This window comes from Verrucomicrobiia bacterium (assembly GCA_035460805.1).
Taxonomy (GTDB): Bacteria; Patescibacteriota; UBA1384; order CAILIB01; family CAILIB01; genus DATHWI01.
In genome coordinates, this window is sequence record DATHWI010000082.1 from 1 (window position 1) to 21,342 (window position 21,342).

The 21,342-nt window shown below is 52.8% G+C and carries 23 protein-coding genes; 1 reads left to right on the forward strand and 22 read right to left on the reverse strand.

What is annotated here, in order from left to right:
• From VLA04_03065 to VLA04_03140, 16 genes are all read right to left on the reverse strand, one after another.
• Positions 1-428: hypothetical protein (locus VLA04_03065; protein ID HSI20662.1), on the reverse strand; the 428-nt coding region annotated here is incomplete at its 3' end.
• A 273-nt stretch (positions 429-701) separates the two neighbouring features.
• Positions 702-953, reverse strand: coding sequence for a hypothetical protein (locus VLA04_03070; protein HSI20663.1), 252 nt, complete (start codon positions 951-953; stop codon positions 702-704).
• Between the two features lie 9 nt (positions 954-962).
• Complete coding sequence (gene atpD, locus VLA04_03075; GenBank protein HSI20664.1) at positions 963-2,369, reverse strand: F0F1 ATP synthase subunit beta; 1,407 nt, start codon at positions 2,367-2,369, stop codon at positions 963-965.
• Positions 2,366-3,241, reverse strand: coding sequence for a FoF1 ATP synthase subunit gamma (locus VLA04_03080; protein ID HSI20665.1), 876 nt, complete (start codon positions 3,239-3,241; stop codon positions 2,366-2,368). Before VLA04_03080 ends, atpD begins: the two co-directional genes overlap by 4 nt.
• Positions 3,242-3,244: 3 nt before the next feature.
• Positions 3,245-4,906, reverse strand: coding sequence for a F0F1 ATP synthase subunit alpha (gene atpA, locus VLA04_03085; GenBank protein HSI20666.1), 1,662 nt, complete (start codon positions 4,904-4,906; stop codon positions 3,245-3,247).
• A gap of 1 nt (position 4,907) precedes the next feature.
• Positions 4,908-5,453, reverse strand: coding sequence for a F0F1 ATP synthase subunit delta (locus VLA04_03090; GenBank protein ID HSI20667.1), 546 nt, complete (start codon positions 5,451-5,453; stop codon positions 4,908-4,910).
• Positions 5,450-5,980 carry a hypothetical protein gene (locus VLA04_03095; GenBank protein HSI20668.1) on the reverse strand — a complete coding sequence of 177 codons (531 nt, stop codon included), beginning with the start codon at positions 5,978-5,980 and terminating at the stop codon, positions 5,450-5,452. Before VLA04_03095 ends, VLA04_03090 begins: the two co-directional genes overlap by 4 nt.
• 18 nt (positions 5,981-5,998) lie before the next feature.
• Positions 5,999-8,455: a hypothetical protein gene (locus VLA04_03100; GenBank protein ID HSI20669.1), complete on the reverse strand. Its 2,457-nt coding sequence runs from the start codon at positions 8,453-8,455 to the stop codon at positions 5,999-6,001.
• Between the two features lie 81 nt (positions 8,456-8,536).
• Complete coding sequence (locus VLA04_03105; GenBank protein ID HSI20670.1) at positions 8,537-8,797, reverse strand: hypothetical protein; 261 nt, start codon at positions 8,795-8,797, stop codon at positions 8,537-8,539.
• A gap of 9 nt (positions 8,798-8,806) precedes the next feature.
• Positions 8,807-9,661: a heme o synthase gene (gene cyoE / locus VLA04_03110; GenBank protein ID HSI20671.1), complete on the reverse strand. Its 855-nt coding sequence runs from the start codon at positions 9,659-9,661 to the stop codon at positions 8,807-8,809.
• A gap of 2 nt (positions 9,662-9,663) precedes the next feature.
• Positions 9,664-10,032: a cytochrome o ubiquinol oxidase subunit IV gene (cyoD, locus tag VLA04_03115; GenBank protein HSI20672.1), complete on the reverse strand. Its 369-nt coding sequence runs from the start codon at positions 10,030-10,032 to the stop codon at positions 9,664-9,666.
• A gap of 2 nt (positions 10,033-10,034) precedes the next feature.
• Positions 10,035-10,640: a cytochrome o ubiquinol oxidase subunit III gene (cyoC, locus tag VLA04_03120; GenBank protein HSI20673.1), complete on the reverse strand. Its 606-nt coding sequence runs from the start codon at positions 10,638-10,640 to the stop codon at positions 10,035-10,037.
• Between the two features lie 4 nt (positions 10,641-10,644).
• Entirely contained in the window at positions 10,645-12,594 is a 1,950-nt protein-coding gene (gene cyoB, locus VLA04_03125) for a cytochrome o ubiquinol oxidase subunit I (protein ID HSI20674.1), read from the reverse strand.
• 10 nt (positions 12,595-12,604) lie between these two features.
• Positions 12,605-13,513: a ubiquinol oxidase subunit II gene (cyoA, locus tag VLA04_03130; GenBank protein HSI20675.1), complete on the reverse strand. Its 909-nt coding sequence runs from the start codon at positions 13,511-13,513 to the stop codon at positions 12,605-12,607.
• A 91-nt stretch (positions 13,514-13,604) separates the two neighbouring features.
• Complete coding sequence (locus VLA04_03135; protein ID HSI20676.1) at positions 13,605-14,948, reverse strand: hypothetical protein; 1,344 nt, start codon at positions 14,946-14,948, stop codon at positions 13,605-13,607.
• A gap of 203 nt (positions 14,949-15,151) precedes the next feature.
• Positions 15,152-15,910, reverse strand: coding sequence for a slipin family protein (locus tag VLA04_03140; protein ID HSI20677.1), 759 nt, complete (start codon positions 15,908-15,910; stop codon positions 15,152-15,154).
• A gap of 126 nt (positions 15,911-16,036) precedes the next feature.
• On the opposite strand from VLA04_03140, the gene VLA04_03145 reads away from it, so the two are divergent.
• Positions 16,037-16,222: a hypothetical protein gene (locus VLA04_03145; GenBank protein HSI20678.1), complete on the forward strand. Its 186-nt coding sequence runs from the start codon at positions 16,037-16,039 to the stop codon at positions 16,220-16,222.
• Between the two features lie 25 nt (positions 16,223-16,247).
• Here the strand turns inward: VLA04_03145 and VLA04_03150 are convergent, their stop codons facing one another.
• The 6 genes from VLA04_03150 to VLA04_03175 form a co-directional block, all read right to left on the reverse strand.
• Positions 16,248-16,628, reverse strand: a complete 381-nt coding sequence (locus VLA04_03150) for a cupin domain-containing protein (protein ID HSI20679.1) — start codon at positions 16,626-16,628, stop codon at positions 16,248-16,250.
• 103 nt (positions 16,629-16,731) lie between these two features.
• Positions 16,732-17,160, reverse strand: a complete 429-nt coding sequence (locus VLA04_03155; GenBank protein ID HSI20680.1) for a hypothetical protein — start codon at positions 17,158-17,160, stop codon at positions 16,732-16,734.
• 52 nt (positions 17,161-17,212) lie between these two features.
• Complete coding sequence (locus VLA04_03160; GenBank protein ID HSI20681.1) at positions 17,213-18,010, reverse strand: metallophosphoesterase; 798 nt, start codon at positions 18,008-18,010, stop codon at positions 17,213-17,215.
• 161 nt (positions 18,011-18,171) lie between these two features.
• Positions 18,172-19,896, reverse strand: a complete 1,725-nt coding sequence (locus tag VLA04_03165) for an acetyl-CoA carboxylase carboxyltransferase subunit alpha/beta (GenBank protein ID HSI20682.1) — start codon at positions 19,894-19,896, stop codon at positions 18,172-18,174.
• 130 nt (positions 19,897-20,026) lie between these two features.
• Positions 20,027-20,593 carry an alpha/beta fold hydrolase gene (locus VLA04_03170; GenBank protein ID HSI20683.1) on the reverse strand — a complete coding sequence of 189 codons (567 nt, stop codon included), beginning with the start codon at positions 20,591-20,593 and terminating at the stop codon, positions 20,027-20,029.
• A gap of 68 nt (positions 20,594-20,661) precedes the next feature.
• A partial coding sequence (locus tag VLA04_03175; protein HSI20684.1) for an ATP-binding cassette domain-containing protein occupies positions 20,662-21,342 on the reverse strand: 681 nt, incomplete at its 5' end.

Consider the following 21,342-nt stretch of genomic DNA (forward strand, 5'->3'; position numbering starts at 1 on the left):
CTTGGGTTGGTGATAGTGGAAAGAACAATGACGAAGTCGTTCTGAGTTACGGCGCTACCTGTTGTGTTCAAAAGGTAGAGGTAACCAGTGGCGGCGTTGGTAGTATCGATTGCCCAACCGGAGTCTGCGCCACCATCTTTAGTGATGGAGGTTAGCGTAGCGGAACCAGCAGCCCAGCTGTCAGGCTTAGTAACGGTGCCGGAAGCACGGTTAGAGAAGGCAAGACGGATACCCTTGAGGGTGTCGGCTGATGTTGTAGTGAATTTGATTGTGTATTGGGAACTGACGGCGCCGGTAGAAGTACCGAGTTCGACGTTCATATCTGTAAGTGGTGCAGCGTAAGCGCTACTTACCATTCCAAGGCCGCTAAATGCGATTGCCGTAGAAAGAGTAAGGGCTCCGCTGACCAATTTGCGGAACTGTTTCATGTGAGAAACCTTCTTTAAATTGCGGATAAACTTTTGAAAAGTGTTGAAAGAATTGGGTGACAAACCTGGTTTGTCCAGGTGAGTAAACGCTAGGGCGTATAACGCGTTGTCAGGTTTCAATATCTGATACAAAACTATTATCCGGATTAGAGATGAACCTTGTCAACAGTTGAAATGTGATGAGGTATGAAGAAAAAAATTTATAGGCGTTGAGAGCCTATAAATTCACCTGGTGTCAGTACCTGTACCGTCGAGGTAAGAAAGGCTTTTCCGTTAGTCACCCAGCCCAATGAGGATAATTACTTCATCGCCCCTAATCTTTAGGATTCCGGAATCAATGGGCATTACCTGCTCGTTTGGTTTGGAAATATAGAGGTCACCCTTGGTGAGTTCGGCAAACATGGGTGTGTGGGAGGGCATGAGCCCTAGGGTCCCTTTTTTGCCGGGCGCCATAACGTATTCCGCTTCACCCTCAAAGACCACCTTGTTCGGGTCTACAATTTTTACTTTTAAGGTGGCGGCCATGGGGAAACCCTAGTGGGCGTGTGCCTTCCACTTTTCCTCTGCCTCAGCGACGTTTCCTATATAGAGGAATACATCGTCCGTCATTTCATCGTAGATACCAGAGAGAATTGCCTCGACGCCCGCTACTCCATCCTCACGTTTTGTGAATTTACCTGGGATGTTGGTAAATTTCTCAGCGGTAAAGAATGGCTGGGAGAGGAACTTGAGGATCTTCTTGGCGCGCCCTACGGTCACCTTTTCTGCCTCAGAGAGTTCATCCACACCCAAAATGGCGATGATGTTCTGCAGGCTGCGGTAGCGCTCCAGGGTCTTGAGACATTCTTGGAGTACCAAGTAGTGCTTGTCCCCCATGACTTCACGGTCAACGGTCGTGGCGCAGGCCAGGATATCCATGGCGGGGAAGATCTTCTGCTGGGCAATCTTACGGGAGAGCACAACAGTAGAGTCCAGGTGGGCAAAGATGGCCTGTACAGCTGGGTCAGAAAAGTCGTCTGCCGGTACGTAAATGGCCTGCATGGAGGTAATACCGCCAACGGCTGTAGATACAATGCGCTCCTGAACGGCACCCATCTCCGAGGCTAAGGTAGACTGGTACCCCGTTTCAGAAGGGATACGTCCAAGTACCGTAGATACCTCCATTCCCGCCTGAATGAAGCGGAAGATGTTGTCGATAAAGAGGAGTACGTCATTCTTATTGGAGTCACGAAGATACTCGGCAATGGTCACACCCGTTAGTGGAGTGCGGAAACGCATGGCCGGGGATTCGTTCATCTGCCCAAGAACAATGGCCACGTTTGGCAAAACGTCAGATTCCATGAGGTTGAGCCAGAGCTCATTTCCTTCACGGGTACGCTCACCCACACCGCAGAATACGGACTTAGTGCCGTGCTCCATGGTGGTGTTATGGATGATCTCCGTCACCAACTGGGTTTTGCCTACACCAGCACCCCCGAAGGCGCCCGTCTTACCACCTTTTAAGAAGGGGGTGACAAAGTCCAAACCTTTAATGCCAGTCTCAATAATTTCAGGTTTAGTCCTGATATCCGTAAAGATTGGGCTAGGTTTGTGGATGGGGGCAGTTTCCTTTGTCTTAAGCTCCCCAGCATCGTCCACTGCTTCGCCGAATACGTTTACAATGCGGCCCATAAGCTCGGGTCCTACAGGTACGTGCATTACATCGCCCGTATTTTCTACGAGCATGCCCACCTGGATACCGGTAGATGGGCCCATGGCTAGGCAGCGCACTGTGCTGCCAGCAAGGTGCTCAAATACCTCAAGGGTAAGCACGGAGTGCTCTAACTGAAGGTGGAGGGCGTTATAGATCTCGGGAAGCTCACGGGGAAAGTGTACGTCAACCACGGCTCCGTGAACGGAGGTAACTTTGCCACGGGTTCGGGTGATGATGTCTGAACTCATGATTTCCAGCTCGCGCTTCCCGCAAATACTTCGCTGATCTTCTTGTCGATAAGTTTGCGTCTCGCCTTATTATACTCGATCTGCATTTCACCCAGCATTTTTGTGGCGTTATCCGATGCGGTTTTCATACCGATCATCTGTGCGGAGAACTGGGCAAGGCGGGAGTCAAAGATTTGTTGTTGGAAGAGCGCGCCGCGGAGTTTCCGGGAAACCCCATCGATCATGTCGTATAAATCAGGCTCGTAAATGTACTTGCCAGGTTGGCGCTCGCTCTCGGGAGTGGCTTCCAGCTGCGGTGTGACAATGGAAGTTACAACCACCTCCTGCTTGGCGGAGTTAAAATAGCGCGAGTAAATGAGGGTGATGTGATCGTACAGGTCAAACAAGCGGATGAGGCGCATAAGGTCCGCTATCTCAAAGTTGTCAGGAACCGCGTAGGGGAAGGAGCGCACCTTGTACTTGCCGTTGGCAAACACTTCCTGGCCCTTCTTACCAATGACAAAGAATTCGGAGTCCTTTTCTTGCTCCAACACCTTTTCTACTTTGGCGTAGATCTGGATATTGTATTGGCCAATCAACCCCGCGTTAGAGGTGATGACAATCACGGCCCGCCGCCCGCCGCCTGTGTCAGCCTTTACGAGGTCCTTTTGTTTCTTGGAAAGCTTTGCTTGCTCCAGCTTTTCTTGTTCTTCCTTGAGGGCATTCAGTTCCCGCACCATGTTAAGCGCGGTCTCTACAAAGGGACGTGATGCCAGTACTTTGTCACGCAGCTTCATCATGCGCAGCGTAGCAATCTGCTGCATGGCGTTGGTGAATTCGCCTACAGATTTAACAACGCTGATTTGTTCCTTAATCTCGTTGATTGTAGGCATGGCCTATTTCTTTTCTTCTTTTTTCTCACCCTCTTTGCCAGCTTCAGCGGGAGGTGCGGTATCTGGGACTATAGGAAGGATGCCCTCTTCCTTCTTCTTCTCTTCAATGAGGTACTTTGCGCCTTCAACCTGCGAGGTGGGCACGTAATCGGCAATGATCGGGTTGATAAGCTGGCCAATCTTGTCGATGTCTTTTTCCTTTACGGACTGCTCCCTGAATTCGGGATAGTTGCCCTTGCGGTAAAACTCCACCAGTTCCACCTTGATTTTCTTCACGTCTGGAAGCTCAATGTTGTCGAAGCGCCCGGCGGTCACCAGGTACATGAGTATGGTTTTCTCATCGTTGGCCAGACGGAGGTCGGCCTTTTGGTCGAAGGTAGCCAGGACGCGTTTGCCGCGCTTAATCTCGCGCTCAGTATCTTCGCTGATTTCTGTATTGAGTGTTTCAAAGGATTTGACTTCGTTGTAGCGGGCCATTTGCGTAGAAGCCAGCTCACCGCACTTACGGAGGGCGGGGGGCTGAACGGAGCCACCAATGCGTGATACGGATGCACCGGAGTTTACGGCAGGAAGAATACCTTCGTGCATCAGGTTTACGTCCAAGAAGATGTGGCCGTCCGTAATAGACATCAGGTTTGTGTTGATGTACTCGGAAAGGTCACCGTTCTGTGTTTCCGCCATAGGGAAGGCGGTAATAGACCCACTACCCAGGCTCTGGTGGAGACGGCTGGAGCGCTCCAGGAGGCGGGAGTGCAGATAGAAGATGTCACCAGGATAGGCGTCACGACCAGGGGAGCGCTTTAAGAGAAGTGACATCTGGCGGTAGGCCTTGGCGTGCTTGGAGAGATCATCGTAAATGATGATCACGTCCTTGCCCTTGAACTGGAAATACTCAGCTACGGCACTGCCAGCATACGGGGCGATGTAGTTAATGGAAGGGGGCTCGTCCGAGCCACCAAAGACAATGGCGGTATAGTCCATCGCCCCTGCCACACGCAGCCGCTCTTCAAGCGAACGGATCTTGCCTTTTTGGGCACCAATGGCCACATACACACAGATGATGTTCTGACCTTTCTGGTTGATGATAAAGCTCTCCATCAACTTGGTCTTGCCGGACTTGCGGTCTCCAACCACTAGCTCACGCTGCCCCTTGCCGAGGGGAATAATGGTATCCACAACAAGTACGCCAGATTGGAACTGTTCCGTTACTGGCTGGCGTTTCGCAACGCCCGGCGCTAGGCGCTCTACCATGCCAAACTCGTGCGTATGAACAGGGCCCTTGCCATCAATTGGTTCACCGAGGGGGTTTACCACACGGCCAAGCAAGGCTTCCCCAATGGGCATCTGCAAGAGTTCCCCGCTGGAGGTAACCACATTGCCCTGGCGGATGGCGGTATAGTCACCCATGACTACCGCTTCAATTTCTATCTCGTTGATACCAAGGACGAGGGCTTTGACGGTACCACCTCTGTCGGTTTGGATTTCAATCATGTCGTCGATGTGTACCGACGGCAGCCCGTGTACCTTACAAATTCCGTCACCCACATAGCTCACCTCACCAATCTCGGTGATGACGGGGCGGAAGTGGACATCATCGGGAAGCGTTTTCTTTAGCTTCTCCGTAATCTCCTTTGGGTGGAACGTTTCTTTTTTGGGTGTTGGCATATCAGGCTTCTACTGCCGCTTGTTTCCAGTGTTCCCGGAATACCTCCAAGCGGCTCTTGAGGGTGGAATCCCGCAGGGCCGTGCCGTACTGGATGATGGCGCCGCCAAGGAGCGAACGCTCTACGGAAATGGAGAGGGCAACTTTGGCGTTCAATTGTTCTTCAAGGAGGGCGACCATTTCGCGGAAGTCTTTTTCCTTAAATTCCAGCGCAACGTGCAAGCGGACAATCTTGATTTTTTCCGTCTCCCTTTGCAGGAGGGAAAGGGTGGTCCCGAGGCTTCGTTCTCGGAAGAACTCTAGGTTGTCTGCGTCAAGCTCGGCTTGGAATGCGCTCTTCAGTTCAGGGGATTCAATGCTCCCGATGATCTTCTGAACGAACGCCTTTTTCTGTGAAGCGTTCTTTTGCCGTTGGTCGAGGAAGATATCTACCTCTCCCGCAGAGACCATCTCCAGGACATTGGTGAGGGCAAGATGAAGAAGGTCTACCTGTTCAGCGCGGTAGAACTGGTCGAGTATGCTGGCAATGAATGCTTTGGTGCTGCTCATGCGTCACGTGCCTCTGCCTTAACATCACGAAGGGCCTCAAGGACAAGCTGCTTTTGGATTTCATATCCCAAGCCATCCGGCAGTACTTTTTTGGTGACCGACATGACCAGGTCCATGAGGTCGTTTTCCACTTCCTTTTTGCGAGTGGCTAAGTAGTCTTCAGCCTTAAGCTTGGCTTCTTGCTCCAGCTTTTTAGCCCGGGCCTTGGCATGGGCCAACTCTTTCTCGGTTTCTTCTTGGAGTTTTTTGAGCTTGTCTTCGTACTCTTTGGTCACCTCTTCCTTAGTGGCTTCGGCCTGCCCGGAGAGGGACTTAACCTGCTCTTCGGTTTCCACCAACTTGCTTTCACCATCAATGACCAGTTTGTTCACCGATTCGTTGTAGGTAGTCTTAAGTTCCTTGATCTTGGACTCAAGCTCATTGTGGACCTTACGCCGGCGGATCGTGAAAATAAGCTCAATAAGGGCGACAAGAAATATTGTCCCCACAATGCTTGCCCCTAAAGCGAAAATAAAGATGTCGCGCATGCCCCTCTAAATATCTGATTACGTTAAGATTACCACGGCCGCGACTATCGCCATAGCCGCTACAACCAGGCTGACCACGATGGAAAGATACATATTAATCTGGACCTTTCCTTTTGCCATGGGGTTGCGGCCAATGGCCTCTAACCCACGGGAAACAATAATACCAATGGCCAGGGCCGAACCCAAGAGGCCGAAGCCGGAGGCGAGACCGGCTGCAATGTTCCGAAGCAAGTTTTGCGAACCAGTGTTAACCTTGGCGTTCCCGCGCCCGCCGCCGTTTACCAACTCAGCCAGGGCAGAGCCAATGTTACGGATGGACTGGGTGAGGGTCTGTTTTTCACTTTCTCCTTGTACTTCAAAGGTGTTGCTGGTGCCAGATAGCCCGCCACCAATGGCGCTGATTGCCACTTCATCACCAGGGAAGAGTACTTTGGCTTCACCTTTCCAAATACCAGAGACAAACGGGGTGGCAAGGGAGGGGTTCACGGAGCCAGTGGTGTCACTCAGGGTAACAGGACCACTGAAGGCAGCGAGTACATTGTCTGAATAATCCTTGGCAGTAATGGTGATGATGAACGGGGTGTTCTCAGTTTGTGGCGAAGGGATGACATCAAAGATAAGCCTGCCGCCTTGCGGGGCTTGTACGGCCACGGTGGCCGTAGCGGTTTTGGATGTCGTCTGAAGGTTGGCATCTGTTTGGGTCACGGTAACATTGACGGAGCCGTTACCCGGGGTACCGCCAGCCGTAAGTTCTGTGGCGTTCACATTGTTGTAGGAAAGTGCCCCAATGTCTCCCGTGAGCGTCCACTGGAAGCTGGCATCGCTAATGATGCCGTTGTACTTGTCATACGCCAGGGCGGTTACAACCTGCTTTGTGCCAGCGGGCAGGGTGATGACACTTGGCACAATGTAGACACGGTCAAGGACGCCGGCGCCTTCGCGGCGGACAACATTTCCGTTGCCATCACCTACGCCTGTGCCGTTTCCGTTTCCATCTCCGTTGCCATTGCCAAAGCCATCGCCGTTTCCTTCACCGTCACCATCTCCATCGCCTGTACCATCGCCTGTACCGTTGCCTGCACCGTTACCGGTACCCACGTTTCCTTGGGTGCTGCTCTGTCCGCCACCGGCTTGGGTGGTGGATTGGTTTGTACCTTGGGTGCCGCTTTGGGAAACGGTTTGGGAAGTGCTTTGCGTGGAGCTCTGGGTCCCACTGGCGGTTGAAGACTGAGTAGAGGCTTGGGTGGAAGAACTGCTTGTAGCGGACTGATCGCCACTCTGGGAAGAGGAGCTGCTCGTAGCGGACTGATCGCTGCTTTGAGTGGTAGAGGCAGATGTCCCGCCACCACTTTCAGGACCACTCTGACTGGTGGACTGGTTCCCGCCTCCGCCACCCGCTACGTTGCCGTTACCAAAAGTCCCGTCACCCGACTGGTTGTTTTCAGAGGTACCACTTGTTTCATTGATGATCGTCACCGTGGCCTGTGCGCCAATGGAACCTACCTGGGCGCGGACGGTATTCACAAAGTTTCCGGAGGTCCCGCCGGCAGTGAATACGCCGTTAAGGTCAATGGACCCGCCGCCTGCCACCACGCTCCAAGTTGGGTTGGCGGTGCTTACTACATTGCTGTATGCATCGTAGGCAATCATGAAGAACTGCTGGGCGGAGCCTTTCGGGATAACGGTAATTACAGGGGATACGGTAATGCTGTTTACCGGTCCCGCCGTTGCGTTGGCGTAAAGGTTCAACTGTTGGCCGCTGGCCGTATTGAGCTTTGCGGTAACCGTGTACGTCCCTATCCTGGTGCCCAGGGTGAGGGAGGTACTGACCTGTCCCGCAAGGTTACTCGTGCCACTTGATACGCTTAGGGAGTGTGCAGTTGCTCCTGGAGGGTACGCAGCCAAGAGGAAGCTGACCCCTACATTGGGAATTGGGTTTCCGTAGAGGTCAATCACGCGCACGGTCAAAGAAGTGGGTAGGGTGTTCCCCACAACGCCAAACTGGTTGTTTCCGGAGACTAGGGCCAAGGCGGAAAAGCGGGTATCGGCTACAACCTGGAAGTCTGTAGACTGTGCACTTTGTGTGGAGTAGTACAGGGTAATCCGGTTGAGGTTGATGGCCTCCGTAATGGTAATAAGTCCCGTCCATACCCCGTTGCTGAAGGTGGTGCTGGTGGTGGGATTAATACTGCCGGACAGGTCGTTCAGGGTAACCTGGCCGTTAAAGTCCGTCACGATGTTGTTGCTACTCGTGAAGGCGCGGATAGTCAGGGAGAAGGGAACGCCCGCCACAATGGGACCTGCGGTGGCAAAGGAGTTATCGATAGCAAAGTGATCAACAGGCGTATCGGCATAGGCGGTTTGGATAACGCTCACCAAACCAAAGGCACATTCAAATGCCAAAAGAAGAAAGACCATCGCCAAGGCGATCGGACGTCGGAGACGTGCGAGGGGCCGGTTCAGTATTGCTCGCATATACATTCAGTATCGCATCGTGCCAACTGATAGGCAACAGAAAAGGGAGGCCGCGGTGGGCTTCCCTGTCACCGAGCGTTGCTACTCGGGAAGAATAGTGGCAGTGGCCAGCTTCTTGCGAGCGGCGAAAATACCCACAAAGCTTATTGCCAAGAAGGCAAGGCCCATGGAGCAGGCTTCAACAAGGTGAGACGGTGCTTGGAGTACTAAGGCCGTTCCTGTGGCGAGGGTAAGAGCCACCAGTGCGGAGCTGCCGGCAAGGTGGCGCTTGGTAGGTGAGACGTAGGTGAATGCCGTAGCGGCAAGGCTCAAGAGTGCGACCAGTACATGAATGAGGAGCATGGAAGAAAGTTAAAGGAGGGCGAAGTCCAAGATGATCATTATTGATAATACCATCATCACAATAAGGGAAAAACGAAAGACCTTGCGCGCCCAGCTAATATCGTCAAAAGCAGTAAAGCCTTGGAGGCATATGCCAACCCAGGCGAGATTCACCAACCCCACTACCACCAAGTAGGTGAAGCCGGTGTAGCCAAGGATGGTGAGGTATGCGGCAGATATGGTGTACGCAGTGGCGTAGAGGACCATGTGGATCTTTGTGTTCTGAATGCCAGACTTTATGGGGAGGACGGGAATGTCTGCGGCTTTGTAGTCTTTGAGCCGGTAAATGGCGATGGCAAAGAAGTGCGGCATTTGCCATAGGCAGAGCGTGACGAAGAGGATGAGTGCGCCTACGTCGATGCGGTTGGCCACGGCACAGTATCCTGCGACAGGAGGGATGGCCCCCGAAATGCTTCCAATAAGGGTGCCATATACTGTCCGTCGCTTGAGCAAGGTGTACACCACCACGTAGAAGAACCAGCCAAACAAACCTACTGCAGCAGTAAGGGTATTGGTGAAGAAGAAGAGGATAAGTGTGCCAAGTATGCCTAGGGTACTGGCAAAGATAAGGGCACTTTTCCCAGAAATGAGCCCCTTTACGAGAGCCCTATTTTTGGTCCGTGCCATTTTCTCGTCAATGTCACGGTCAAGATAGTTGTTGACCACGCAGGCAGAGGCGATGACAAGCGCCAGGCCCACAAGAAGGCCGAGAAAGAGGAGGGGGTGGAACCGCCCTTCGGATGCCAGTGCAAAACCGGCAATGGCCGCAATGCCATTGCCCATAATAATGCCGGGCTTAGTCAGGAGGTAGTACGTTTTAACCATGACTAGCGGGGGATCGCCTCATCGTTAAGGATATGACTTTCCACTTCCATGGGTGACATGTTGTAATCCAAATTTTTCATAATCCAGAGGGTGCCAAATACCAGGATCAGCACTACCAAGATGGTGAAGACAAAGACAACGAGGTTCCAACGGGGCTTGGAGTCCCTTCCTAGGTGGAGGAAGAACACGAGTTGGACGAAGAGCTGGACGAGGGCAAGTGTGACTACCGACCATACCAGGGCGGCTCCGTTAAGCATGTGGTTTGCCACAAAGAAGTAAGGGATAAGCGTGAGGATGATCGACAAGGCAAACCCTATGGAATACGACGTGAGGGTCCCGTGCCCTGCTTCGGTGTGAGGTGTTTTCTTCATGGCTACATTGCCCCCATTAGGTACACGATGGTGAAGATGAATATCCACACAATATCCAAAAAGTGCCAGAACAAACTGAATGCAAGGAATTTGCTGACAGACCGTGCGTTAAGGCCGCGCATGAGGGTTTCCACCATGAGGGCAATAATCCACAGGCAGCCTACTGTAATGTGGAGCCCGTGCGTACCAATGAGCGTAAAGAAGGATGAGAGGAAGGCGCTTCGCTGGTAACCGTTGCCTTCGCCAATGAGCTTATGGAACTCGGTGACTTCCATAGTGAGGAAGGAGAGGCCAAGGAGGAGGGTGACTGCTAACCAGGCCAGTGTCTGTTGGCGGTTGTTAGTACGATGGGCGAGCATCGCCAGGCCGCAGGTGAAGCTGCTCGTAAGCAAGATAAGGGTTTCCGTGAGGACAAAGGGAAGCTGAAAGAGCTCATGCCCTGCTTCACCGCCATAGGTGTTATTGCGGAGTACGGCATACGTGGCAAAGAGGGTAGCAAAGAGCACAAGGTCTGTCATGAGGTAGACCCAAAAGCCAAATACCGTTTTAGCGTCACTCTCTGGTGAAACGCCGCCGTGCTGGGGATGAATAAGTGTGTGCGTAGGCATGGGGTTAGCGTGAAGCTTGTGCCTCTAGTTTTGCTACTTCCGCAGCGGGGATATGATAGTCGGTATCAAGGCTAAAGGAGCGGATGATCCCACAGGCAATGACGCCCAGTACTCCTACGGCAACTAGCCACCACATGTGCCAAATGAGGCCAAAGCCAAAGAGGAAGCTGAATGCACCAATGAAGACGCCGAACGGAGTGTTTTTTGGCATATGGATGTCTTCGTACTTTGGTTTTTCCTGGCCGCCTTTTTGCTTTGCCGCCCAGAAGGCATCCCGGTCTTTGACATGGGGGATGACTGCAAAGTTATAAAGGGGGACAGGTGAGGGAATGGACCACTCCAGGGTACGGCCATCCCAAGGGTCGCCAGTTACGTCGCGGTTTTCTTTGCGCTTGTAAATACTGAAGGCGACTTGGAGAAGCTGCATGCCAATTCCAGCTGCGATAATGAGGACACCAACTCCCGCCACAATAAAGAGGGACTGCCAGCCCATGGATGCATCATAGTGATCGAGGCGGCGGGTGGCACCCATGAAGCCGAGAATGTAGAGCGGGATAAACGCGACCATGAAGCCGATAATCCATAGCCAGGCAGCGTATTTTCCGAGGCGCTCATTTAGGGTGAAGCCAAACATCTTAGGGAACCAGTACGTAAGCCCGGCAAAGTAGCCGAAGAGCACTCCCCCAATAATCATGTTATGGAAGTGGGCTACTAGGAAAAGGCTGTTGTGCAACTGAAAATCTATTCCCGGCACCGCCATCATCACTCCCGTCATTCCGCCGATGGTGAAGGTGATGATAAAGCCGAGGAACCAGTACATAGGTGAGGTGAAGGAGACACGTCCCCGGAACATGGTAAAGAGCCAGTTGAATACTTTCACCCCGGTAGGGATGGCAATAACCATTGTCATAATGCCAAAGAAAGCATTTACGTCCGCCCCTGCCCCCATGGTGAAGAAGTGGTGCAGCCACACGACAAACGACAAAAAGGTGATGGCCATCAGCGCCCAGACCATGGAGACGTACCCGAAGAGCCGTTTCTTGGAAAACGTGGCTACGATTTCCGAGTATATGCCAAAGGCGGGTAGGGCAAGGATGTAGACCTCCGGATGGCCCCAAGCCCAAATAAGGTTGATGTACAGCATGGCATTCCCACCAAAGTCAGTGGTGAAGAAGTGCATGCCGAGCAGGCGGTCCAACGAAAGGAGGCCAAGGGTCACAGTGAGAATGGGGAAGGCAATGATGACCAAAATCATGCTACCTAAAACGCTCCAGGTAAAGATTGGCATCTTCATGAGAGACATGCCGGGGCAGCGCATGCGAAGGATAGTGGTAAAGAAGTTGACTCCGGAAAGCAGGCTGCCTATGCCGGCAATTTGCAGGCACCATATGTAGTAATCAACACCGACTCCCGGGCTGTATTCCAAGCCTGAAAGCGGCGGGTAAGCCAACCAGCCGGTGGCGGCAAACTCTCCCACCAAGAGGGAGGCGTTGATAAGCACCGCTCCGGCGGCAAAGAGCCAGAAGCTGATGGAGTTCAGGTAGGGAAAAGCCACATCACGCGCACCAATCTGGAGTGGCATGATGAGGTTAATCAAGCCAAACATGAGTGGCATGGCCACGAAGAAGATCATCAGCGTGCCATGAGCCGTAAATACCTGCTGGTAGTGTTCAGGTGGGAGGAAGCCGGGGTTGCTTGCAGCCATGGCTTGCTGGGCGCGCATCATGAGCGCATCCATCACGCCACGCAAAAGCATGACAATGGCGATGACGAGATACATGACCCCAATCTTCTTGTGGTCAACACTCGTGAGCCATTCTGTCCAAAGCCACTTCCATTTCTTGAAGTAGGTGAGGAGGGCTATTACACCAAGGACCCCCAAGACCATGGAGATTTGACCACCGAGGACAATGGGGCCGTGTTGAAATGCTTCTAGGGTAAGTCTGCCGAACATTTCTTAGTGACTATTGGTGACCATGTTGCATAGTAGCATGATCTGCGCCCAACATTTTTGTGTCAGGAGCCATGTATTTCATGACTACATTGTGATGCAGGTTGGTGGTGGGGAAAGAATACGAAGTGGGCGGGTTGTCTTTGCTTGGCACTGCCAGTTTCGTGTACTCAGTCATACTGAGAGCCGTCTGTGATTGTTGGGTGGATGTCACCCATTGGTCAAAGTCTGCCTGGGACGTGGCGGTTGCCGTGAACTTCATGTCTGCAAACCCTTCCCCACTTAGGTTGGCAGATGATCCTGCAAACGTCCCTTTTTCCGCTGCCATCAGGTTAAGCTCGGTTACCATGCCTGTCATCGCGTAGATTTGCCCGCCAAGTTGGGGAATCCAAAAAGAATTCATGGGGGCGTCTGCAGTGATTTCAAAATGAAGCGGGACATCCTCTGGAAAGGTGAGGTGGTTTACCGTGGCGATGTTTTGTTCCGGGTAAATGAAGAGCCATTTCCAGGGGAGTGCAACCACTTGGACGGTGAGGGGCTTGGCGGATGACTCCAGGGGCTTGAACGGGTCCAAGTCGTGAGAGCTTTTCCAGGTGATAACCGCAAGCGCCAGAATGATGACACAGGGGATTGCCCACCAGGTGAATTCTGCCAGGTGGTTATGGTCCCAGTTTGGGGTGTAGGTGGCCTTTGTATTGTCCGCCCTGTACCGCCAGGCAATGGCAAACGTAAGGATGAAAACAGGGATCACCACAAGGAGCATAAGGAAAACGGCAGTTTTCATAAGCTCCATCTGCTGCTGTCCAATGATGCCCTTGGGTTGCAGTACAGGAATACTGCTGCCAGATACTAATCGGGTGAAAAGTAGGGCTAAGGCAGCAATGCTTACAAGGAGGAGTACGGCTTTAAGTCCTTTGAACATCTGGGTTGCGTATTTCCCCTCTATTGTACCATGGGAGGAGTGGGCCGGGCGGAATAAAAAAGCCTCCGGACGGGTGTCCGGAGGCGATAGGTTAGGCCGAGGCGGTGGCAAGGCGCCGGAGCTTGCGCTCCATGCGCTTGGCTCGGTAGCCCCGCTCCATGTAGGCAGCGGCCAAGATGACCTCTCGCTTCCGAGGAAGCTTGATGGATTTCTTGTCGATGATGCCAACGAGGCCAAGGGCCTTGATGACCTCTGCCGAGACATCAAGCTGCCACGGGAAGATCCCGTGTTCAGCCCAACTGGCTCGGTAGTGGTGGTTGGCGTGACCGCCCTCACCAAGTGCAAGCACTTCAATGAAGGCATTGTTCTGGGAGTGGTCCGGGGTATTGAAGGGCTTTTCGCCCCACAGGTGACACACGGAGTTCACGCCAAAGGTGACCCAACTGGTAAAGACGACGCGCGCACAGGCTTCCCCGAGCGTGACGCCACCTATGTACCAAGGCAGGAAGAAGGAGAGGAAAACCAGGACCGAGTAAACAAAGGGTTGGCTAATGAAGCTGACCACCTTGTCCCGCTCAATCCTTTCGATGGTGTCCCACATACCAATCCAAGTCTTCTCCAGTTTTTGCTGGGGAGTAAGGATCTGCTTGCCCTGCAGGTTAAACCCCTGCCAGTATGGGGCGTCGCATTCCCGGTAGTGGAAGGTAGCAAGGTCGGGCACTTCCTTCTTATTGGTCTGAATCCATTCCTCGATGCTCATTCCCTTGGGACGGCTCAGGCTTTTGGCCCTAAATGCCCAGATAACAAAGGAGTGTGCAAACGCCATGGTGTGCTCGTAGGCAACACCTAGGCGGGTTTCGGACTTTTGCTGTCCGAGAACCAATGGGGAGTGGACATCGAGTGAGCTGTCCGCGAACGTGTGGTGCGGGCCAGCGTGCTTCTTCATCCATTCCTTGGGAAGGCCTTGGATGGCCCAGACACCAGCGCTGAAGAGGATTGCCCTTAGCCAGTCTGGAGCCTTGAAGCTGATGTGCGCACCATTACGGTGGAACCCAATGGTGATGCCAAGGCCAGTAACAACGTACAGGCCGAGGAACCAGAGGAAGCTGCTGCCGTAGAGCTGGTACATGCCCCAGAACAGGGGTGCTACCAGTGCGGCAATCCCAATCCGGTAGGCGGACCTATACAGGCGGGCGCGCCAAAAGCGAAAGACAACCTTTGGGTGTCTTTGCACCATGCTTTCACCCTTATGCCCGTTGAGGCGCAGGGTGCGGCGGACGAGCTCGGGGTAGTCAATCACCCAGTAAAACCGGCGGAAGTACGGCCGCACCCACCTTACGTGAGCGGAGAGCAGTGCTGCGCCGATGGCAATGAGTCCCATGGCACTCCAGAACCGAACAGGGTCCTGAGTAGTGACAAAGAGTTGGTAGAGCATCCCGAGAAGGGGTGCGATAAGAAAAAACGTAATCAGCGATAGTTCGAAGCGTCTACTCGCCGGCTGATTCAGAAAGTTAATAAAGATTTTCCGCATTTTCAAGGTTCCTTTTTGTTTCGGTGCCAGCGATGGCTTGAAACGTAAGCAGTATGTCAAAAAAAGAGCGGTTCCGATAGGGTGGAACCGCTCTTTGTGTCAGTCTTTTAATTTGAGCTGCTGGACATGGCTGCGGCCTTGTCGATACTCTCCGTTCCAGGAGCGAAAATAACGATTTTCTGGGAAGGGTTGGTGGAAATATCCCGGATTGTTTGCAGTGTGCGCAGCGTCACGGAAATAGGGTTCTGCGAAAGAAGCTGGGCAGCGCGGTTTAAGTTTTCTGCGGCAGTCAGCTCACCTTCTGCGGCAATAATATTGGCACGGCGTTCACGCTCTGCCTCTGCCTGTTTGGCAATGGCCCGCTTCATTTCCTGGGGGAGCTCAATGTCCTGAATCTTGATGGATTCGATGGTGATGCCCCATTCGGCAGTCTCGTGGACTACAATTTCTTCAATTTTGTCGGATACCATTTCGCGCTGTGTCAGTACCTCGTCCAATTCCGAGTTACCAATGACGTCACGAAGCGCAGTCTGAGTGTACTGAAGTACGGCCAGCTCAAGGTTCTCCACCTTGATAACTGCGTCTTCCGGGTTGGTAATACGGTAGTACACTACAGCATTAAGGAAACAGGAAATGTTGTCCTTAGTGATCATTTCCTGACGGGGCATGTCCAAGGTTTTGATGCGGATATCCACCTTGCGCACGTTTTGGATAATGGGCACGATCCAGCGGAGGCCAGGTTCGCGCATGCCAGAGTATTTACCAAGGGTGAATACAATCCCGCGCTCGTACTGGTAGAACAGCTTGAAGCCTGCAATGAAGAGAATCAGCAGGCCAAGGATTAGGTAGAACATGAAGATGAACATGAAGACTGGTTAATTTGCGGTTTTAGTATAGCAAAACGCTAGACCATTCCCAGGAGTCTCCTTGTATTTGTGGCGGAGCAGGGCGTAGCCTGGAAGAAGCAAGCCAATTCCCTTGGAGAGGTGGACATGGACATTCGAAGCAACGAAGCATACTCGGATCGGCTGGCGCGCGACCAGGCACTTGCCTTACAAATCACGCGTCAAAATCTTGGCAGCATGGACGGGCTCCGCGCTGCAGAACTGCACCGTACAGAACAGGGACGAATACGGGGACTCTTACTCCAGGCGGCAACGCCCACGCGAGAGGCCTGACACACTAGGCGGCAACTTCTGCCGCCTATTTCTTTTCTTCAGCGGCTTCAGCTTCTTTCTTTGTGTGGTGCACCGTTCCTTTTGGGTGATGGGCAGGGCTGTAGATGGTGTAGAGCTTGAGGTCTTCGTCATCTGACTCATTAATGACGTTGTGCTCGGCACCCGCAGGCACTACGATGGCGGTGCCATCACCAATGGGCTGTTCTTCGCCATCTACCACCACCGTGCCAATGCCAGATTCCACGCGGAAGAATTGGTCATTGTCTGGGTGTACCTCTGAACCAATTTCCTCACCGGGTTTGAGGCTCATAAGGACAAGCTGGCTGTGCTTACCTGTGAAAAGCACACGGCGAAAGTCCGTGTTCTCAATGGATTCGGTTTCAATATCACTAATGTGCCAGTCCATGGTGCCTCCGGTGGGTTAGGTGTGTTGGGGTTAGGATAGCAGAAAGGCGCAGGGTTTCAGTACTAAAAAACTCACGCACTTGGGTGTGCGTGAGTGATGGGGACTAGCCTTGGCTTGAGCCGGCAAGGAACTCTGCTGCTCCGCCCGGGAAACCTGCCCGGAGAAGGTCGCTTAGTTTCTCCCTACTAGCCTCGTCGTATGCTCCACGGTCGGAGGCAACGATTTTCTCGATGGTCCAGTTGGCGCCTTCGAGGGGCAGAATGGGTTCGGACGGCTCACCGGGAATACCTGAGAGGTCGAACTTTCCACCTAGAAGCGAGATGTACATAAGAACCCAGAGGAACTTCTGGTGGGTTTCCTCCAGGCTTTCAAAGTCCTGGATATCCTTTACCGTAAGTTCCATCCAGTCAGCCATTTGCTGCTGGGAGATGCCGAGGCGTTCGCGCCGGAGTTTCAACTCGTGCACGAGTCGGCAGTAGTGGTGAACCGTGACGGCGTGAGCCTGTTCATATTTTTCAGGATCAAAGGGCATTTCTTCCTCCTACAGAATACCGCTTGAACCTATCAGGAATCTGCAGATTTGCCTAGGGGTTGAGAGTAATTGCATACACATCAGGCGGCGCGCCATAGCGGAAAGGTGCAACGCCGTAACCAAACCCACGTGAAATAATAAGAGGCATGCCATTAATAGACTTAATGCCTGCCTGGCTCTGGAAACTCCCGTGGGGGTTCACTTGCTTAAAGACTAGTCCTAGCCAAGTAAGGAAAAATGCCTGGCCGCCATGGGTGTGGCCAGAGATCGCTAGGTCAGGACGACGGCTGCCTGGCAAGAGTGAGCAATCCGGGTTATGGCTGAGAAGGATACGGAAAAGCTCTGGCTTGATATCGTCAAACTTTTGGTAAGCATCAATATTTTTAAGTGTCCTTTTGTAAAAACGTGGTGACTGGATGAAAAACTTCCCTTCCAGATACTCAGAGGTTCCCTCTAAGTCCTTGAGTCCAACGATGAGTACGCTGGTGTCGTTTTTTGTGTACGTATAGGAGTCATTTTCTAAGAGTGTAATCCCAGCTTTCTGAAGGATCTCGCGCACCGCGCCGGTATTCACTGCTTTGAACCGCGTATCGTGGTTGCCAAGCACGGCCACTATGGGAATGTTCAATGAGATGAGTTCAGCGAGGACCTTGTTGAGGCGCTTAGGAAAATGGATGTTTCGGTCAAAGTAATCCCCACCAAGCAGGATGAGATCATAGGGATTCTTCTTGTGCTCCCTTTTGATGATGGAAAGGTTCCTGGCGTAAATGCGCATTGGGGTAAACCAGGTAATGTGCAGGTCACTTATAAACAAAATACGCACCGGTTTCTTGATCCGAGGGTCCGACATGTCGAACTTCCGGATACGAAAAAGGCGAGGCTCTATGTGGGAGCCGTAAAGTAAGAAAAGAAAAAGAAAGACCCAGGGCCAGGTAAGCATAGGATCATTGTAGCGAATGTGACTAAAAAGAAACGCCCTGATTGGTATCAGGGCGTAGGGGTTCTTAGGGCTTAACCTAAGAAGGAGTTAATGGCTCGGAACCGCTCGTAGCGGCCAGTTACGAGGATTTGAGTGTCTTCCACCTGAGCGAGCTCTGCCAAGGTTTCCGCGAGATGTGCCTTAAGGATCTGGACGGCGGCGTCCCTATCCATATGTGCACCCTCTGCAGGTTCAGGAACCAGGCAGTCGGTTACACCGAGCCGCACCGTATCCAGGGCGGTAATCTTCAGTGCAGCGGCTGCCTCAGCAACGCGGCTTTCATCCTTCCAGACAATGCTGGCGCATTTCTCCGGTGCAATGACCGAATAGATGGCATGTTGGAGGATGAGTACCTTGTCGGCAACGCCCAGGGCGATGGCGCCCCCGCTTCCGCCTTCACCGATAATGGTGGAGACAACAGGGGTTTCTAGGTTGAGAAGGATCTCCTGACACTGGGCCAGCGCGTAGCTGATGCCATAGTTTTCGGATTCCACGGTAATGTCCGCACCTGGTGTATCGATAAAACACAGGAGTGGGCAACGCAGCAGTTCAGCGAGCCGCATGAGACGCGCCGCCTTACGGTACCCGGCTGGGCCTGCCATGCCATAGTTGCGCAGCGTACGCTCTTTCATGTCGCGGTTCTTTTCATGCCCGATAACCACAACACGTACGCCGCCAAGGGAGGCGACACCGCCAACAATTGCACCATCATCTTTGAGGGACTTATCACCCTTTAGTTCAAAGAAGGAATCAAAGATCCCCTTAATGAAGTCCAGTGTGTGCGGCCGGTTAACATGGCGGGCCAACCTAAGGTTGTCCGCTGCGTCGGTGACGTGGAGGCGACGTGTCCCGCTTTGGTCGTGGAGGAAGTCATCTTCTTCCCTTGGGAGGGAGGCACGTACTTCTTCTGCGATGCTGAGGAGCCTTTCACCTGCCGCACCGGTAAATTCTGCCGTGCTTGCCAAGATGGCGAGAAGGGCTCCTTTGAGTTCTGTGCGGGGAACGATCTGATCGATCGCACCATGCTCAAGTTGGTACTCGGCGGTGCGGAACTTATGTGGCGCACCTTCAAACACCTTAAGGCCGGAAACCCGTCCACCCACAAACCCAATCCGCGCCTTTGGTTCGGCGAGGGTAATGTGGGCTAGGGATGCCCATGACGCAATGACGCCACCGTAGGTGGCATCGGTGAGAAGGCAGACGCTCATTAGTCCTGCGCGTTTATGGCGGGCCAATGCAGCGGTGATGCGGGGCATTTGCATGAGGGAGATGAGTCCTTCGTGCATCATTGCCCCTGCACCTGAGCCGCTAATGAGAATAAAGGGAAGGCGCTGGGCGATGGCGCCCTCAATGGCACGCGCGAACTTTTCACCCACCACGGAGTTCATGGCACCCGCCATGAAGTGATAGTCCGTGATGCCAATGCCAACCCGGAAGCCACCAATCATTGCGACACCCGTTACGGCGGCACTGTGCATTCCAGTTTTGGTCGTGACTTCCACTAGCTTCTCTGCGAAACCGGGAAAGCCAAGTGGGTCGCGGGAGCTGAGTTCTGCATCCCACTCCTCAAAGCTGCCAGGCTCAGTAATTACGCGGAGGCGTTCCTGGGCGGTGATAACAAAGTGATGGCCGCAACTGGGTTTTGTGCAAACCCAGGCATTGGCGACCAAATCGTTAATGAAAAGGATGGTCTTGCATTCGGGGCAGGCTTTGAAAAGGCTCTGCTCGTCGAGCGGGGTCGGTTCTGTTTTTCGCATTCTAAATATGAGTCCTCAATGTCAATCTGCACCCTGTTGTCAGGTCAAAAGCAGGGTATAGGGAAGGGTGTGGGCTGTCAAACGGATGTTAGCTCTTGAAGCTGCTTTCTTAATAAAAAGCCTCATCGTTTTAAGATGAGGCACAAATTTTCTCGTAAGCTTCCACTACTTCTGGCAGTTCAAAGCAATGGCTCTTTGGGTCAAAGTGACCGCTGGTTTGATGCACGCAGAATTCAACTTCGATGCCATACTCCTTACACTTTCTGACCAGCTCGAGGCTGTTCAGGAAGGGCACCAAGTTGTCATCCTTTGAATGGATAACGATAATCCGTGGGCAGTTTTTCTTGAGCTGCTCAAAGTTTACGTAGTCCTTCCAGAAGGGGAACCATTTGCTTAAGGGCCACCGGTAGAGTGGGGCAACCATGATGAGGCCATCGATAGGCAGGTCATTTTCAGAGAGAGCCTTAAGGGCAACTTTGCCTCCAAAACTATGACAAACAATAACCTTGGGACCCGGAAGTTCCTTGGCTTTTTGCAATGCCAGTCTTACCCCAAGAACCGTTGATGGTGCCCAGGTGTAAGGGAGTTGGCAGAAATGGTGGGGGATAGCCCTTTGGCCAAGCCATTGGATAAGCCAAGGCATCCAACCTGCTTGTGCATTAGCTTTCCAGCCGCCAAGTATCAGTACGCTTTTCAAACATCACACCTCCTATGGGGTTCTGGCGGGAGTATGGCAGGAGTGGCCAGGGATTTGAAGTATGGCGCTTAATCTTCCTTGTGCTGGCTCTGTGTTTTCCAGAGCTTGGCATATGCACCATTCTTCTTAAGAAGCTCCATATGCGTCCCTTGTTCCGCAATGCCACCATTCCCAAGGACATAGATAGTATCTGAGTTGGCGATGGTGGAGAGGCGATGGGCAACGGCAATGGTTGTCCGGCCTTGTGCAACCTTGTCCAGCGCCTGCTGAATCTCCTTTTCATTGTGGGAGTCCAAGCTGGAGGTGGCCTCGTCGAATACGAGAATCTTCGGGTTGCGCACTATTGCACGGGCAATGGCTACGCGCTGCTTCTCACCGCCAGAAAGTTTCACGCCGCGCTCACCTACAATGGCGTCATATTTTTCGGGGAGGGCATCAATGAAGCTGTGGATGTTTGCAAGCCTGGCCGCTGCTTCAATTTCTTCTTGGGTGGCATCTGGTTTGCCAAAGCGGATATTGGCCGCAATGGTGTCATTAAAGAGTGCAGGTTCCTGCGGGACGATGGCAAAAATGTTGTGACGGGTGTCTTTGCCAAGGTCATTAAGCGGCACACCATCTACGGTAATTTGCCCAGCAGTCGGTTCAAAGAAACGGAAAAGCAGCTTGACGATAGTAGACTTGCCGGCACCGGACGGCCCAACAAAGGCAACGCGTTTGCCAGGCTTAATATCCAAATGGACATCCTTCAA

Bases quoted from the DNA above. Each gene is read 5' to 3' on its own strand.
- VLA04_03070 (HSI20663.1), bottom strand. From the start codon at position 953: ATGGCCGCCACCTTAAAAGTAAAAATTGTAGACCCGAACAAGGTGGTC.
- atpD (HSI20664.1), bottom strand. From the start codon at position 2,369: ATGAGTTCAGACATCATCACCCGAACCCGTGGCAAAGTTACCTCCGTT.
- VLA04_03080 (HSI20665.1), bottom strand. From the start codon at position 3,241: ATGCCTACAATCAACGAGATTAAGGAACAAATCAGCGTTGTTAAATCT.
- atpA (HSI20666.1), bottom strand. From the start codon at position 4,906: ATGCCAACACCCAAAAAAGAAACGTTCCACCCAAAGGAGATTACGGAG.
- VLA04_03090 (HSI20667.1), bottom strand. From the start codon at position 5,453: ATGAGCAGCACCAAAGCATTCATTGCCAGCATACTCGACCAGTTCTAC.
- VLA04_03095 (HSI20668.1), bottom strand. From the start codon at position 5,980: ATGCGCGACATCTTTATTTTCGCTTTAGGGGCAAGCATTGTGGGGACA.
- VLA04_03100 (HSI20669.1), bottom strand. From the start codon at position 8,455: ATGCGAGCAATACTGAACCGGCCCCTCGCACGTCTCCGACGTCCGATC.
- VLA04_03105 (HSI20670.1), bottom strand. From the start codon at position 8,797: ATGCTCCTCATTCATGTACTGGTCGCACTCTTGAGCCTTGCCGCTACG.
- cyoE (HSI20671.1), bottom strand. From the start codon at position 9,661: ATGGTTAAAACGTACTACCTCCTGACTAAGCCCGGCATTATTATGGGC.
- cyoD (HSI20672.1), bottom strand. From the start codon at position 10,032: ATGAAGAAAACACCTCACACCGAAGCAGGGCACGGGACCCTCACGTCG.
- cyoC (HSI20673.1), bottom strand. From the start codon at position 10,640: ATGCCTACGCACACACTTATTCATCCCCAGCACGGCGGCGTTTCACCA.
- cyoB (HSI20674.1), bottom strand. From the start codon at position 12,594: ATGTTCGGCAGACTTACCCTAGAAGCATTTCAACACGGCCCCATTGTC.
- cyoA (HSI20675.1), bottom strand. From the start codon at position 13,513: ATGTTCAAAGGACTTAAAGCCGTACTCCTCCTTGTAAGCATTGCTGCC.
- VLA04_03135 (HSI20676.1), bottom strand. From the start codon at position 14,948: ATGCTCTACCAACTCTTTGTCACTACTCAGGACCCTGTTCGGTTCTGG.
- VLA04_03140 (HSI20677.1), bottom strand. From the start codon at position 15,910: ATGTTCATCTTCATGTTCTACCTAATCCTTGGCCTGCTGATTCTCTTC.
- VLA04_03145 (HSI20678.1), top strand. From the start codon at position 16,037: ATGGACATTCGAAGCAACGAAGCATACTCGGATCGGCTGGCGCGCGAC.
- VLA04_03150 (HSI20679.1), bottom strand. From the start codon at position 16,628: ATGGACTGGCACATTAGTGATATTGAAACCGAATCCATTGAGAACACG.
- VLA04_03155 (HSI20680.1), bottom strand. From the start codon at position 17,160: ATGCCCTTTGATCCTGAAAAATATGAACAGGCTCACGCCGTCACGGTT.
- VLA04_03160 (HSI20681.1), bottom strand. From the start codon at position 18,010: ATGTCGGACCCTCGGATCAAGAAACCGGTGCGTATTTTGTTTATAAGT.
- VLA04_03165 (HSI20682.1), bottom strand. From the start codon at position 19,896: ATGCGAAAAACAGAACCGACCCCGCTCGACGAGCAGAGCCTTTTCAAA.